The organism is Daejeonella sp. JGW-45 (assembly GCF_029360805.1).
GTDB lineage: Bacteria > Bacteroidota > Bacteroidia > Sphingobacteriales > Sphingobacteriaceae > Daejeonella.
Genome location: NZ_JARKNC010000006.1, coordinates 49,102 through 63,716 on the forward strand (window position 1 = coordinate 49,102; position 14,615 = coordinate 63,716).

Annotated in this window: 11 protein-coding genes; 5 read left to right on the forward strand and 6 right to left on the reverse strand. The window is 43.7% G+C overall.

Annotated features, from left to right (window positions below; genetic code table 11):
• Positions 1–107 precede the first annotated feature (107 nt).
• Positions 108–1,022: a serine hydrolase gene (locus P2W76_RS07725; protein ID WP_276347124.1), complete on the reverse strand. Its 915-nt coding sequence runs from the start codon at positions 1,020–1,022 to the stop codon at positions 108–110.
• 73 nt (positions 1,023–1,095) lie between these two features.
• On the opposite strand from P2W76_RS07725, the gene lpxK reads away from it, so the two are divergent.
• Genes lpxK through P2W76_RS07740 form a run of 3 tightly spaced genes read left to right on the forward strand, consistent with a single transcriptional unit; the run spans position 1,096 to position 4,926 of the window.
• On the forward strand, positions 1,096–2,160 hold the full coding sequence (gene lpxK, locus P2W76_RS07730) for a tetraacyldisaccharide 4'-kinase (protein WP_276347125.1): 1,065 nt from the start codon (positions 1,096–1,098) through the stop codon (positions 2,158–2,160).
• Positions 2,132–2,950: a purine-nucleoside phosphorylase gene (locus tag P2W76_RS07735; RefSeq protein ID WP_276347126.1), complete on the forward strand. Its 819-nt coding sequence runs from the start codon at positions 2,132–2,134 to the stop codon at positions 2,948–2,950. The genes lpxK and P2W76_RS07735 overlap by 29 nt, the downstream gene beginning before the upstream one ends.
• Entirely contained in the window at positions 2,947–4,926 is a 1,980-nt protein-coding gene (locus tag P2W76_RS07740; protein ID WP_276347127.1) for a putative porin, read from the forward strand. Before P2W76_RS07735 ends, P2W76_RS07740 begins: the two co-directional genes overlap by 4 nt.
• A 184-nt stretch (positions 4,927–5,110) precedes the next feature.
• Here P2W76_RS07740 and P2W76_RS07745 read toward each other — a convergent pair whose 3' ends face one another.
• Complete coding sequence (locus P2W76_RS07745; RefSeq protein ID WP_276347590.1) at positions 5,111–6,304, reverse strand: asparagine synthetase B; 1,194 nt, start codon at positions 6,302–6,304, stop codon at positions 5,111–5,113.
• 186 nt (positions 6,305–6,490) lie between these two features.
• Between P2W76_RS07745 and P2W76_RS07750 the strand changes: the two genes are divergently transcribed.
• On the forward strand, positions 6,491–6,928 hold the full coding sequence (locus P2W76_RS07750; RefSeq protein WP_276347128.1) for a peptidylprolyl isomerase: 438 nt from the start codon (positions 6,491–6,493) through the stop codon (positions 6,926–6,928).
• A 146-nt stretch (positions 6,929–7,074) separates the two neighbouring features.
• Complete coding sequence (locus tag P2W76_RS07755) at positions 7,075–7,602, forward strand: DUF5606 domain-containing protein (RefSeq protein ID WP_276347129.1); 528 nt, start codon at positions 7,075–7,077, stop codon at positions 7,600–7,602.
• A gap of 370 nt (positions 7,603–7,972) precedes the next feature.
• On the opposite strand, the gene rlmH is transcribed toward P2W76_RS07755, so the two are convergent.
• The 4 genes from rlmH to P2W76_RS07775 all read right to left on the reverse strand — a co-directional run bounded on the left by rlmH (position 7,973) and on the right by P2W76_RS07775 (position 14,446).
• Complete coding sequence (gene rlmH / locus P2W76_RS07760; RefSeq protein WP_276347130.1) at positions 7,973–8,446, reverse strand: 23S rRNA (pseudouridine(1915)-N(3))-methyltransferase RlmH; 474 nt, start codon at positions 8,444–8,446, stop codon at positions 7,973–7,975.
• A complete protein-coding gene (locus tag P2W76_RS07765) occupies positions 8,446–10,971 on the reverse strand; it encodes a PKD domain-containing protein (protein ID WP_276347131.1) in 2,526 nt (841 codons plus the stop codon). Before P2W76_RS07765 ends, rlmH begins: the two co-directional genes overlap by 1 nt.
• Positions 10,972–11,100: 129 nt before the next feature.
• Positions 11,101–11,976, reverse strand: a complete 876-nt coding sequence (locus P2W76_RS07770) for an SDR family oxidoreductase (RefSeq protein ID WP_276347132.1) — start codon at positions 11,974–11,976, stop codon at positions 11,101–11,103.
• Between the two features lie 202 nt (positions 11,977–12,178).
• Positions 12,179–14,446, reverse strand: coding sequence for an aconitate hydratase (locus P2W76_RS07775; protein ID WP_276347133.1), 2,268 nt, complete (start codon positions 14,444–14,446; stop codon positions 12,179–12,181).
• Between the last annotated feature and the right edge of the window lie 169 nt (positions 14,447–14,615).

Here is a 14,615-nt window from a genome sequence, read left to right on the forward strand (position 1 = left end):
AATTTTAATAGAAGACTTTCCGAAATGAGATAGCCGGGGATACGTTCAACCTTGTACAAGCTAGCCGGAAGGGGAAGATTGCGGCCAGATCCTAGTGCATCCTCTAATCATTCAACATACCTCTCAACGCCCGCCGCCGGCTTCCATCCCGACTTCGGCTCGAAATAATTCCAAAGCAACTTTGAAAGCCCTCGTATCATCCGATAGCCTTCGTTATCCGGCGTCCAGCTGGTATCCTTCTGGTTTTTGGTGATAATACAGAATACATAGTCGCCATGCGGAGCGTTAACCAAAACTACTTCCGACCGCGACCGGTCTACTGCACCCTGTTTAGAGGCTGCCTGAATGTACGGAGGGATCTGAGAGAGGGCTTCACCATCCCAGTATATTCTCACCATGTTCCGGTACATCCTTTCGCTGGCAGCAGGGCTGACGGCGGTCCCTTGGTGGATCATCTTTACCAGGGTTGCCATTTCCCTGGGGGTAGTTTGCCCCCAGCCATATTTCCGCCAGTCTCCCTGCCTTCCGGCAGTCCGGGAGTTCATTCGTGTACTATTAAAACCATTTGCCTCCAGCCATTTGTTGATATTCTCACCGCCAACGAATTTCTGAAGCCATAAACTGGCTGTATTATCACTAGTGGTAATACTCAGCATCTGTACCTTGCCTAGCTTTATCTTTTCGCCATCTTTAAAAGAGCCAAGAATATCTTCACCGGCATAAAGCAGGCTATCCCGGTACACGAGGGTCTCATCGTATTTCAATTCACCTTTTTCTATTTTGTCGAACACACCACACATGATAGGAACCTTAATCATACTAGCTGTCGGAAAGATAGTGTCTGCATTTATTCCGGCAACTTTCCCTGTTTTAAGGTTTTGAACGAAAATGCCCACTTCACCCTGGAAGCCTTCAGCCAGTTTCCGGAGCTTAGCATTTAGTTTGTTGTCGGTTTTTGTCTGTGCGACTACGGAATAGAAGTTTGCTAAAAAGCATATTGTTAAGACGAGGATTTTCTTCATTGTTTTTTTTAATCCAAAGTAGGGAAATAAGAGGTTGAAATCAAAAGTGTATTTTTGCTGTAAGCCATTTGCCATGAAACTATTTAGACTTCTATTATTTCCATTTTCCCTGGTGTACGGCCTGGGAGTCGTTGCGCGTAACCTGGCGTTTGATCTTGGGGTAATGAAATCCCGGGGATTCGAGCTTCCGGTAATATCCGTCGGCAATTTAGCTGTCGGAGGATCCGGAAAAAGTCCTATGACCGAGTACCTTGTGCGCTTGCTTAAAGACAAGCATAAAGTAGCAACATTAAGCAGAGGGTATGGGCGTAAGTCAAGCGGATTTCGTTTCGTTGAAGCGAACTCATCTAGCGCGGAGTCGGGCGATGAGCCGCTCCAGTTTAAACGGAAGTTTAATAATATCACCGTGGCGGTATGTGAAAACAGGGTAGCGGGCATCAAGAAGCTGGAAGCTGATCATGATGTGATAATTCTTGATGATGCTTATCAGCATCGCGCACTGAGGGCCGGACTGAGTATTTTGCTCTTTGACTACAACACAATTTTTAAGTTCCGGGTGTTGTTGCCTGCGGGTGATTTAAGGGAGCCGGTTTGGGAAAAAAACCGGGCTGATCTTCTTGTAGTTACTAAAACCCCGCCCGGACTGGACCAGGCAGATCGCCAGGAAATACTCAGTATCATAAAGCCTAGAAATCTGCAGGAAGTGTTTTTTTCTTATTTGGTCTATGGAAATTTAAAACCCCTCGATCCTACGATGGAGGAAAGGGACTTTATCTCGGTGAAAGTAGATACCGAGATCGTTTTGTTGACCGGCATAGCGAACCCGGCCCTGCTGCTATCTGAAATAGGCGGTTATACCCAGCACATAATCCATCATAATTACCCCGATCACCATAATTTCACAAAAAAAAATATCAGTAAACTTGTGCAATCATTTAATGCTCTGTTTGCAGACGATAAATTGATTATAACCACCGAAAAAGACGCTCAAAGATTATCTTCAGGCGAAGCAAAAGAACTTTTGAAAGGTTTGCCGGTTTATTATGTGCCCGTTGAGGCCGAAATACATGAACCGGAAAGAGCCCGATTTAACGAATTAATAGAGAAATATGCAGCAGAACCTTCAGTTGACCACTGATTATATCAAATCGAGGATAGGCGATTTCGTACCTGAGATAGGAATTATTCTGGGAACTGGCTTGGGAGGGCTTGTGGAAGATATTGAGATTGAATATAAATTGATGTATTCCAATATACCTAACTTCCCAATATCTACTCTGGAGTTTCATTCCGGAAGGCTCATATTCGGCACACTTAGCGGCAGGCGGGTGGTGGCGATGCAGGGTCGTCTTCATTATTACGAAGGATATGATATGAAACAGATCACGTTTCCTGTGAGGGTGATGAAAATGCTTGGTATCTCAAGGTTAATAGTCTCAAACGCCAGTGGTGCACTCAATCCGGATTTCCGCAAGGGAGACCTGATGATTATCGATGATCACATTAATCTTCAAACAGATAATCCGCTGCGGGGCCGGAACCAGGAAGAGCTCGGACCGCGTTTCCCTGATATGAGCGAACCATATAATAAGGAAATGATCTCTGCTGCGATGGGAATAGCTTTAAAGAATAATATTAGGTGTCATACCGGAGTCTATGCAGCCGTTAATGGACCTAATCTTGAAACCAGGGCCGAATACCGGTTTTTGCGCACCATAGGTGCAGATGCCGTGGGTATGAGTACAGTGCCTGAAGTTATTGTTGCTAATCATATGTCGCTGCCGGTTTTTGCTATTTCAGTTCTTACAGACGAAGGCTTTCCTGATTCGCTTCAGGCTGTTTCGCTGGAAGAGATCATAAAGACTGCCAATGAAGCGGAGCCGAAAATGACTACAGTATTGAAAGCGCTACTTCTGGAAATTAAATGATTAAGAGCTTATTCTCAGGACTGGTGATCCTTCTCTGCATCACGGACGCATTTGGGCAAGACCCAGTGCGCGCGGGGCAGGAGGGCTCAATGAGCCTCGACTCGTTACGAATAAAAGAAGAATCAACGGAAGACTCTATTATCTATACATCTAAGTATATCCGTTATACAAACCTCAGGCTGTTCAGAGAAGGCACACAAACGGTAGGCATAGACACAACCTTGAGGAATTTTCAGAACTATAGCCCTTTGTACCAGCCTGATAATCCTACGATTGGCCTGGGAAATAATGGACTTGCTTATAGAGAGATGCTTTTCCAGCCATCGAAGACAATTGGTTTTGACGTGGGATTCCATTCACTTGACCTCTACCGCCTTACTCAGGACTCGATGCGGTTCTATCGTGCCAAAACTCCGTACACTGAGCTTTATTACGTGAATGGAAAAACGGTGGAGCAAACTTTCAAAGTCATACACTCTCAAAATGTGAAGCCTAATCTGAATATAGGCGCAAATTTCAACAGGCTGGGGGGGGACGGTTTTTTTGTTAACCAGCAATCAGACCATTTGAATGCGGCATTATTTGCCTGGTATGAATCTCCAAATAAGCGTTATAATCTTATAGGTGATGTAATATTTAACAAAATTAAGGCCGGCGAAAATGGCTCTACAATAAACGACTCAATATTTAACGGGAGTTCCCTGGCCAAAATGGCTGAAGTTGTTCGACTAAGAGCTAAAGGGGAAGATCGCCCTATGCAAATCTGGAGACGAACGCAATTTTTTCTTAAACAGTACTACTATCTTGGAAGAAAGGACAGTCTTCCTGGCGAAAATGGTGCCGAGAAGATATTGCCCACACAGCGCTTTTCACATTCAATCACCTACACTAAAGATCAGTACAGGTTTTTCAGGAACGAGGACGATATTTATGGTGCATTCCCGGTATTGCCTTCCCGAAGTTATACTTTAACGAATGATTCGACTCAATTATCGGATCTGAAAAACGAATTCAGTTATAGTTTTTATCTGCGGAGTAAGGCGGTTAGCTTTCTCAAGAATGAGGCAAAACTAGACCTGGGTATCCAGAATAATCTTTATAAATATGAGCAGCAGGGATATAAAAAGAATTTTTCAAATACAACCCTGAAAGCCGGTATGTCTTACCGCTTTAGCGATAGGGTGGGACTGGAGGTGGACCTGCAGCAGATAGCGCAGGGGGCTAGTTTCGGTGATTTCCTGCATGAAGCCAAGGCAAATTTTCTTCTCAGTAAATCGATAGGCAGAATAGTGCTTGGAGCATACACCCAGAATAAATCGCCTGAACAGATGTTTGAGCGTGTCAATTACCAGTACCATCGGTGGGACAGGAATTTCGATAAATCCAAGATCAACAATCTTTCCTTCCTGTACGAAAACAATAAATTCAATTTATCAGCCAGGGCTGAGTATTTCCTGATCAGCAATTACTTGTATTATAAGGAAACTTCACGTGCACAGGAAATAGAGCCTGATCAGTTCGGGACCAATATCAATTTGCTTAAGATCACTTTAATGAAGAATTTCAAGCTTGGCCGGTTTAATCTTGATAACTATATAGTTTATCAAAAGACAGACTTCCAGGACCTGCTTCGTACACCTGAAATTTACACCTATAACAGCCTATACTACGCATCCCGGCTGTTTAAGGTATTATATACAAATGTTGGTGCAGACCTCAGGTTTAACACGCCGTTCAAGGCGCCGGCCTATGCTATTAATGTAAGCCAGTTTTATAATGACAACCGGGGCCTGGAATATTCTTCTTATCCAGTGATTGATGTGTGGGCCAAGGCAACTTTGAAGCGTGCAAATCTCTTTATAAAGTATGAGTATGCTAACCAGGGTCTTTTTTCAAAAGGTTATTATACTGTTAGAGGTTATCCCATGCAGGATCAACTATTGAAGTTTGGTGTTAGCTGGAAGTTTTATAATTAGGTGGGAGCAGTCGGCTGTGAGTTATCAGCTATGAGCTATCAGCTGTGAGCTATCAGCGGTCAGCTATGAGGTGTCAGGCATGAGCCCTGGGCTGCCAGCTTCTTTCCGGCTGACCCGGATCTAAACTATAATTCAATAGGCGATTAGTCAGAAACTGATACCTGACAGCCCACAGCTGATAACTCTATGTTTTCTGCTTTTTCTTCTTTGCGGCAGGGAATAATACGTTATTCAAAATCAGTCTGTAACCGGGGGAGTTTGGATGCAGGTTCAGGTCGGTAGGAGGGTCGCCAACCATATGTTGATAATCTTCAGGGTCGTGTCCGCCATAAAAGGTCCATTGGCCTTTGCCGAAATCGCCGTGTATGTATTTAACTTCATCGAGTGTTTTGGTCTCGCCCATCACAAGAACGCTTGGTTTTACAAAGCTTCTTTTGAAGGCAGTGGTTTGGCCCATAAAACCCTTGATCACCTTATCATGATTTTGAGTGAGCATGGAAGGCACGATATCCCATTTCGCTGAAAAATCAAAAAGAGTGAAAAAGTCTTTTGAAAAATTGCCTGTCTGGACCGCCGACGTACCGGGACGGGAGTCTATCGTGGAAAACTCGTTATTAGCCGGGTTAAGGTCTAATCTGAAGGCATGAAAAGCAAACGTTTGATTAAAATCAAGTTTAGCCTGTGCCTGTGGATCCGAGCCATCGCCGTCAAACATCCTTTCAACGATGTCGGTGCCATTTGCAGCAAGCGCCACATCAAAGGTCTCGGGGCCGGAACACATCGCGAACATAAATCCTCCGCCCGCACAGAAATCACGTATGGAGTGCGCAACGGCAAGTTTCATTTCAGATACTTTTTTAAATCCGTTCCGTTTAGCCGTTTCTTCCTGGATCTTCACATCCTCGATATACCAGCTGTGGTTTTTGTAATTGCTCCAGAACCTGTTGTATTGACCGGTGAAATCCTCATGATGCAGATGCAGCCAGTCGTATTTAGGTAAGTCGCCTTTCAGTACTTCATCATCATATATTATATCGTACGGAATCTCTGCATAGGTTAAAACCATAGTGACGGCGTCATCCCAGGGCAGTTTATTCTTAGGAGAATATACAGCAACCTTTGGCGCTTTCTCAAGCTTGACAAGCTCCATGTTTACCGACGGATCGGTAATCTCATTTAGCAACGCATTTACCCGGGCATCCGGGATCACCTCATAAGACACACCACGTATTTTACATTCAGATTCCAGAGCCTGGGAGTATTTAATAAGAAAGCTCCCTCCACGATAATTCAAAAGCCAATTTGCTTCTACGCCGTTTTTTAAAGTCCAAAAGGTTACTCCATAGGCTTTCAGATGATTCTTTTGGTCTTCATCCATAGGCAGAAGAATGGACGATGCCTGGCATATCACTGTCAGGAGTGTGAAGAGAAGGATTAATCTGATTTTTAACATATATTACCAACGTATTCAGCTCTTTAAAGTTATAAAAAGCATAAGATAATTGAAGAATTTCATCAATTGACTGAAATAGTTAACTTTGTCCTCCATTCTAATTAAACACATATGAGCAAAGCAATTATAAAAACCGAAAAAGGTGACATGACTGTCCAGTTTTATGACAAAGATGCGCCTAACACAGTGGCTAATTTTTTGAAACTAGCAAAGGATGGTTATTATGATGGTGTAACGTTTCATCGCGTGATCAATGATTTCGTGATTCAGGGTGGTGATCCAACAGGAACGGGTGCCGGCGGACCTGGTTATAAGATCGATTGCGAACTCGACGGCGACAACCAGTATCACGACCGCGGCGTACTTTCTATGGCTCACGCGGGCCGGAATACCGGCGGATCACAGTTTTTTATCTGTCATAGCAGAAATAACACGTCGCATTTGGACCGTAACCACACATGCTTTGGTAAGGTTATTGAAAATGTAGATGTAGTAGATGATATCCGTCAGGGTGATAAGATCCTGGGAGTTGAAATTATTGAAGAATAGGAGAGAGTATCAGGTATCAGGCGTCAGGTAATCAGAGCTGGGCGGATAATTACATAAATGAGTTAGATCGAGTATTAGAATGAGAGGGAATTTTTTAAATGTAATTCTGTCTTAATACTTAATACTAACTATTAATACTAAGAGAAATGAATCTAAGAGGATTAGTGTCAGTTTCAGGAAAACCAGGTCTATATAAGCTTATTGGCCAGAATAAATCAGGTTTTATCCTTGAAACTCTTGATGAACTGAAGAATAAGATTGTGGTGAATATCAGCACTGCGAAAATGGCCTCATTGGAGGATATTACAATTTTCGGCGAGAGTGGTGACTTGAAATTGAGTGATATTTTCACCCAGATGAAGGACAGCAAGAACATACCTGATCCCAAAACTGCTGACGGCAAAGCTTTGAGAGAGTTTTTTACAGAGGTTTCCCCTGATCATGATCAGGAACGTGTGTATTCTTCAGACATTAAAAAAATAATCAGCTGGTATAATACGATCAGCATATTGCCTTTATTTACTGAAGCAGCTCCTGAACCCCTTGGCGAAGGCGCAATAGCACCTGTAGTTACCGAAGCGGTAAAAAAACCCGAGCCAATAGCTAAGGAGAAGCCAAAAGCAACGAAAGCAGCGGGTAAGAGCGCAACACGCCTTTCTCAGAAATCTAAGTAATCTGACAGCCCGTGATCATCTCACGGGCGCTAGATTAGTCTTAGTCCGGTGTGCAGCTTTCCACATCCAGGTTTGCTGAAGCAGGGTATTTGTGCAGGATGGTATTAATCTTTACCCAAGCTTAATCCCTGTAGCAGTGAAAGCGCGACTAGTCTCTAAACGTAGGATGAACGTAGGATGAAGCTTCTCAAGCTATACCGTAGTCACACTCCAGGCAATATACGGTTGGTTTCAGCTGCGACGCTTTATAAGAAATATAATACAGCAGCTCCGAGAGCCAAAGCTATTAACATCATCAGCCAGAACAGCCGGCTTTCCTTGCCTTTGTTCCCTGATTTAAAACGATAATCTCTTTTATAATCCATAAGGTTTAATCATGATGATAAGGCTCACCCTTTAAAATAGTGAATGCCCTGTACAGTTGCTCTGTAAAAAATAAGCGGATCATCTGATGTGAAAACGTCATTCTTGATAATGATATTTTTTCATTACTGCGTTCATAAACATCTTTACTGAACCCATAAGGCCCACCAACGATAAAAACAAGATGTTGCTGTCCACCAACCATTTTCTTGTTCAGAAATGCTGAATATTGTTTTGAGGTTAATTCTTGCCCCTTTTCATCCAAAAGGATAACATGGTCGGTGCTGTTAATGTTTTTGAAGATAAGCTCAGCTTCTTTGCTCTTTTGCTGTTCAGTGGAAAGGCTTTTGGTATTCTTAAGGTCAGGTATTTCGAGGATACTAAAGTTGATGTAGTGTTTCAGGCGTTTCAGGTAGATCCCGATGCCCTCCGTCAAATATTTATCTTCTGTTTTGCCTATAGTGAGTAAGGTGATCTTCATCACCTCAATATAGTAACTGATCCCGATTTTTTAATGACATTATTATCAAAGTCAACAGCATCAAGCACATAATAATATGTTCCTACAGGTACTGCCTGATTTTGATAGGTGCCGTCCCAGCTTTGCAGCAGGTTTTCGGAAGAATACATCAGGAGGCCGTAACGATTGAAGATCTGGATGCGGTAGGTTTTAATATTACTCATATTAACAACGAACTGATCATTTACAGCATCATTGTTCGGGGTGAAGATGTTGGGGATGAAAATAGCTCCGGATTCATTTATCGTAAAGGTGCCCTTCACTACGGATGCGCTACATACATTGCCTTTAAATGCTGTCAGAGTGACATCGAAGTTCCCTTTTTCAAGATAAGTATGCTCCGGGTTCGTATCGGTAGAAGTTTGTCCGTCACCGAAATCCCATAAATAAGTATCCGCATCTACAGATTCATTGAAGAACCTGATTTTGATCGGAAAGGATAACTTAGCAGGCAAGCTGGGTTCTGCGCGGAATTCGGCTATCGGGTTATCGAAGATCGCCGGAATGATTACGCTAACTGCTTGCGTGCTGCATGATCCTCGCTGCAATATCACGCTGTAGGTTCCTGCAACAGCTACGCTGGTCACCGGTATTTCTATTACCCTTTGATCAGAGCTGAAATTATTGGGGCCCGTCCAACGATAGGTTGCATCCGATTGGACCGGGGTACTAAGCCTGATGGTATCGTTTAAACAGAAAACTGAGTTGTTGTTAACACTAATAACAGGTTGGGCAAAGCTCTGAGACACGGTGATTGTTTGGCTCAATGTACTGACACATCCGGAATTGCCTTCTGCTTCAAGGATGATCGTTTTAACTCCTTGAGTCATATAAGAAATAGTGTAGACCTCGTTACTTCCACCAGGTAAAACAGTGGCCCCTTCACCAAAATCCCATTTGATTTTCTGGTAATTGAGAGACGTGTTTGTAAAAGTATAGGTTTGCTGAACCGTACATGGGTTGGCAATGCTGCTTGTAAATGAAGCAACGGGTGTTTGCCCGATGGGTGGGATGATTACCGATGCCGGATCGCTTGTACATTCATTGATTGTGATGGTCAGAGAATATCTGCCTGCTTTACCGGCATTATTTACCAGTATGGTTATATCCGGCTGATCTGAGGTAAATGCTGCGGGACCTGTCCAGGAATAGGTAGCTCCAGCCTGCCTGGGTGTGGAAAGGGTGATGCTTTCTCCAATGCAGTAGCGCGGTTTTAAGCCACTAATAACGGGCAGATCCGGCTTCAATCCGACAACAAAGGATATGGAAGAAGTTACGGAGCAGCCCCTGTCACTTGTCGCCTGAAGCACAACGGTTTTTTGTCCGGCGCTGCTATAAGAAATTGCCGGGGGATTGAGATCACCGGAACTTGCAATACTTGCCCCTTCACCAAAAAACCATTTGAGTGATGTGTAATTTGTAGCATTTGTAGTGAAAGTATAATTCTGGTCAATTGTACACGGTTTATCCCTGACCATGGTAATAGGAACTTTAGGGCCAACGAATTCTGCGGTACCTGCTTTCCCGTGCTGATCGGTAAAATCAAGTGTAAAACCATTATGGCCTCTTGTGAAATTATCGATGATCAGGGCATATACATGACCTTGCTTCATCTCGACGAACTTAACGATACCATCCTGGCTTTTCCCGCAACCTCCGGTTTCAGTTGAATCGACAGCATTAAAGTCGAGTCCTGTTTTGGTATATAAAAGCTCGTCGGGGCAGTCGCTGTTGTCTATTCCATGACCCGCGGCACACCGTATTACATTCTGACCAGAGGGGACCTGAGTGTTGCCTTCGGGACCAAGATCATACAAGGCCCAATCTATATCATCGAAATTTGTTGGAGTAATAGTAAATACCAGTGAGCCATTATTTGCTGCTGTCCACCTATACCAGGCGGTATTTGATTCATTTAACGGATTTTCCATACAAGTGCCCGCGGCCTCACGGTTGTTTGTTCCCGCTCCGGTAACATTTATCACCGGGAATGAAGCTGTGCTGCATAGGAGGGAAGCAGAAGAAAAATCCTGACCTGGCTGGGTGGGAGGGTTGTAATTTTTGGTACATAAGTCGAATGTACCTGTGTTATTGTTTGCGCCGCTTACCCAGATATAATATACTTGCCCCGGTGTTAAGCCGCCCTTGGTAAAAATGGTGGTATTGCCATCTACAATGATTGAGCCTACTATTCCTGTACCCCCGCAGTCAGTCATCATTCCAATCCTTGGAGATTGTAACGTGTGGCCTGTAACATTGATGCTGATCTCAAATGCAACTGCGATAAATTTAAACCAAACATCTGCTCCGTTCCCGATGAAGCTTTCGGTTGCGCCTGCATTTGTAAATTCTCCTCCCAGCGAGCAATATTTCAGGGCATTAATCTGCCGGGCATTACCGCAATTATCATTAGCAGGGATCTGCTGCGCCCTGATAATACCTGAAGCACAAAACAGGTAAAGGAAGATTGTTACTGCCTTCTTCAAGCGATATAAGTAGAATTTTGTCTTTCTAAATTATCTTTTAATATACGTATCAAGCCATAAAAAGATTAGCCCTGCTCAAATTTAATTTGGCAGGGCTAACAGTACATTTAACTTGTTCAGTTTTGAATTTTATCTGTTAAGGATCCCTTTTCTAACCTGCGCCTTAATTCCCTCCCCGTCCGGATCTAATCCGGTCTTCAATTTAGTAAAGATTGCTGCACCATCAGAAGTCAGATAACGTAACTTGGGCTCAGGATCATTGATGCATTTGAGAATCACTTCGGCTATCTCTAATGGCTTCTGGAACGCCCGTTCTTTAACTTCATCAGTGAAGGTTGCCCTGTAGTTCATGTACGTTTGCATCAACGGTTTATAGTCGTCGTCCTTAATTCCGCCTGTTTCTTCAAAGTATTTGGTCAGACTGTTCCCGAACTCAGTGATGACTCCTCCGGGCTCAATTAACGATACGTTTATCCCCAAATAAGGCTTCATATAGCTGGCAATACTCTCAGTTAAGCCCTCAAGCGCGAATTTCGCCGCACAGTAGATTTCGTTAACAGGCTGACCTACAATGCCACCAATCGATGAAATATTAATAATATGACCGCTTTGGTGTTTTCGCATTACAGGTAATACGGCTTTAGTACAGCGGATCACTCCGTAGAAATTGACATCCATGACCTGCTGGATTTCTTCCATGCTCGCCTGTTCCAGGGTTCGGATGAAACCAGCCCCCGCATTGTTTATGAGAATATCAATACGGTCTTCATTTTCCAGGATTTGGCCAACGCAGCGCGCTATGCTTTTTTCATCCTGAACATCGAGTTTAAGAATAGTTAGCCGGACTCCCTGCTTTTCGGCTTCCTCTTGTAGTCTGCCCGCTTTCGAAGTATTACGCATTGTAGCATAAACTCTATGGCCTTCCTTTGAAAGCAAAATGGCCGTGTGGAAGCCAATACCGGTTGAGGCCCCGGTGATCAGAATAGTCTTAGGAGAGTTTGCCATATTCGGTGGGTTTGTTTTTCTGATTTATAGGTCTAAAAAATAAGCCGTAAACTTTAGGCTTAACGCTTAAGAGCACGGCTTATTTAATGGGAACAAGGAATAGGAAATGGAAAATAGGAAATGGAAAATAGGAAATGGAGAATAGGAATGGAAGCAACGACTCCCTATTCCCAATTTCCTATTTCCAATTTCCAATTTCGCTTTACGCTTTCTGGTTCATTCTGATGATATTTAGCGCACCACCAGCTTTAAACCACTCAATCTGCTGCTCATTATAAGTATGGTTAACAGCAAATGATTCTGAATTGCCGTCTGCATGATGAAGTACGATGGTCAGTGGTTTACCGGGTGCGAAATTGTTCAATCCGGTGATATCAATGATATCATCCTCGAGGATGCGGTCATAGTCATTTGCGTCAACAAATGTTAAAGCAAGCATGCCTTGTTTTTTAAGGTTTGTTTCATGGATACGGGCGAAAGATTTTACAAGTATCGCACGCACAGCAAGATGCCTTGGCTCCATGGCTGCATGCTCTCTTGACGAACCTTCACCGTAGTTCTCGTCACCTACAACGATACTTCCAATGCCTTGAGCCTTGTAAGCCCGTGCAGTAGCAGGAACCGCGCCATATTCACCGTTCAATTGATTTTTAACGCTATCAGCTTTCTCGTTAAAGAAATTGGTAGCGCCAATTAGCATATTGTTTGAAATATTGTCAAGGTGCCCACGGAACTTTAACCATGGACCAGCCATAGAAATATGGTCGGTGGTACATTTTCCTTTTGCTTTGATCAAAAGTTTTAGTCCCTTAATATCTGTGCCTTCCCAAGCCTTAAATGGATCAAGGAGCTGTAAACGGGCAGAATTAGGATCTACAATTACGCTTACAGTACTTCCATCTTCTGCTGGAGCCTGATAACCCGCATCTTCAACTGCAAAGCCTTTCAGAGGCATTTCGAGGCCTTGTGGTTCATCAAGTTTAACCTGTACGCCTTCAGAGTTGGTCAGGGTATCAGTCATTGGATTAAATCCAAGATCCCCTGCGATGGTCAGGGCCGTCACTACTTCCGGCGACGCAACGAACGCATGCGTGTTTGGATTACCATCATTCCTGGACTTGAAATTCCTGTTAAACGAAGTGATAATCGAATTCTTGCGTGTCGGGTCCGTACTATGACGTGCCCATTGCCCGATACATGGTCCGCAGGCATTTGCTAGAACGACACCGCCCATATTTTCGAATGTGTCGAGGAATCCATCGCGCTCGACGGTGTAGCGAACAAGTTCGGAACCCGGGGTAATGGTAAATTCAGCTTTTGCAACAAGGTGCTTATCTACAGCCTGTTTAGCTACAGATGCCGCTCTTGTAATATCTTCATAAGATGAGTTGGTACATGAACCGATCAAGCCGACCTCAAGTGTTTGCGGCCAGCCGTTTTCACGAACAGCAGCAGCAAATTGAGATAAAGGCCACGCCATATCCGGTGTGAACGGCCCGTTAACATGTGGTTCGAGTGTATTAAGATCGATTTCAATAACCTGGTCAAAATAAAGCTGCGGATTAGCATATACCTCAGCATCTCCGGTAAGATGTTCTTTTACCGCATCGGCAAGGTTTGCTATTTCTGCGCGCTCAGTACCCTTCAGATAGCTGGCTATTTTTTCATCATATCCAAAAACTGATGTTGTTGCACCAATCTCGGCACCCATATTACAAATGGTTCCTTTTCCGGTAGCGGAAAGGGATTGCGCGCCTTCACCAAAATATTCAACGATGTGTCCGGTTCCTCCTTTTACAGTAAGAATTCCGGCAACCTTGAGAATAACATCTTTCGCGGAAGCCCAGCCCGACAGTTTTCCGGTTAGTTTAACCCCGATCAACTTAGGGAATTTCAGTTCCCAGGCCAATCCGGCCATTACATCACATGCGTCAGCGCCGCCTACTCCAATTGCCAGCATTCCAAGTCCGCCGGCATTAGGCGTATGTGAATCAGTACCTATCATCATTCCGCCTGGAAATGCGTAATTTTCAAGCACAACCTGATGAATAATTCCAGCGCCTGGTTTCCAGAAGCCAATTCCGTATTTGTTAGAAACCGACGCAAGAAAGTCATAAACCTCCTTGTTCTGGGTGTTTGCAGTTGCCAGATCTTCATCGGCACCTACTTTTGCCTGGATCAGGTGATCGCAGTGTACAGTTGACGGAACTGCTACCGTGGGTCTCCCGGCCTGCATGAATTGCAGTAGAGCCATTTGGGCCGTTGCATCCTGCATCGCAACCCTGTCAGGTGCAAAATCTACATATGTAACTCCACGTTCGTGAGCTTCTGATGCATTACCTTCCCATAAATGGGCGTATAAAATCTTTTCTGTTAATGTAAGTGGTTTATTAACAACTTTGCGGGCAGCCTCAAGACGTATGCCGTAGTTATCATAAACCTTTTTGATCATGTCTAAATCAAATGCCATGTTATTTGCTTGATTGTAATTACTTCTGTTATACTGCGAGCGAAGTTACAAAAAGAAGGCTTAAAAATGGCAGCTTTTCGACAATCAAAAGAGAAAAAATACACCGCCACTAAAGAGTTTCAATAAATGAGTGTGAATTAAGCGAAGTATAATTGCAAACATGGCTTGC

Bases quoted from the DNA above. Each gene is read 5' to 3' on its own strand.
- P2W76_RS07755 (WP_276347129.1), top strand. From the start codon at position 7,075: ATGAATCTAAGAGGATTAGTGTCAGTTTCAGGAAAACCAGGTCTATAT.
- P2W76_RS07775 (WP_276347133.1), bottom strand. From the start codon at position 14,446: ATGGCATTTGATTTAGACATGATCAAAAAGGTTTATGATAACTACGGC.
- rlmH (WP_276347130.1), bottom strand. From the start codon at position 8,446: ATGAAGATCACCTTACTCACTATAGGCAAAACAGAAGATAAATATTTG.
- P2W76_RS07745 (WP_276347590.1), bottom strand. From the start codon at position 6,304: ATGGATGAAGACCAAAAGAATCATCTGAAAGCCTATGGAGTAACCTTT.
- lpxK (WP_276347125.1), top strand. From the start codon at position 1,096: ATGAAACTATTTAGACTTCTATTATTTCCATTTTCCCTGGTGTACGGC.
- P2W76_RS07740 (WP_276347127.1), top strand. From the start codon at position 2,947: ATGATTAAGAGCTTATTCTCAGGACTGGTGATCCTTCTCTGCATCACG.
- P2W76_RS07735 (WP_276347126.1), top strand. From the start codon at position 2,132: ATGCAGCAGAACCTTCAGTTGACCACTGATTATATCAAATCGAGGATA.
- P2W76_RS07725 (WP_276347124.1), bottom strand. From the start codon at position 1,022: ATGAAGAAAATCCTCGTCTTAACAATATGCTTTTTAGCAAACTTCTAT.
- P2W76_RS07770 (WP_276347132.1), bottom strand. From the start codon at position 11,976: ATGGCAAACTCTCCTAAGACTATTCTGATCACCGGGGCCTCAACCGGT.
- P2W76_RS07750 (WP_276347128.1), top strand. From the start codon at position 6,491: ATGAGCAAAGCAATTATAAAAACCGAAAAAGGTGACATGACTGTCCAG.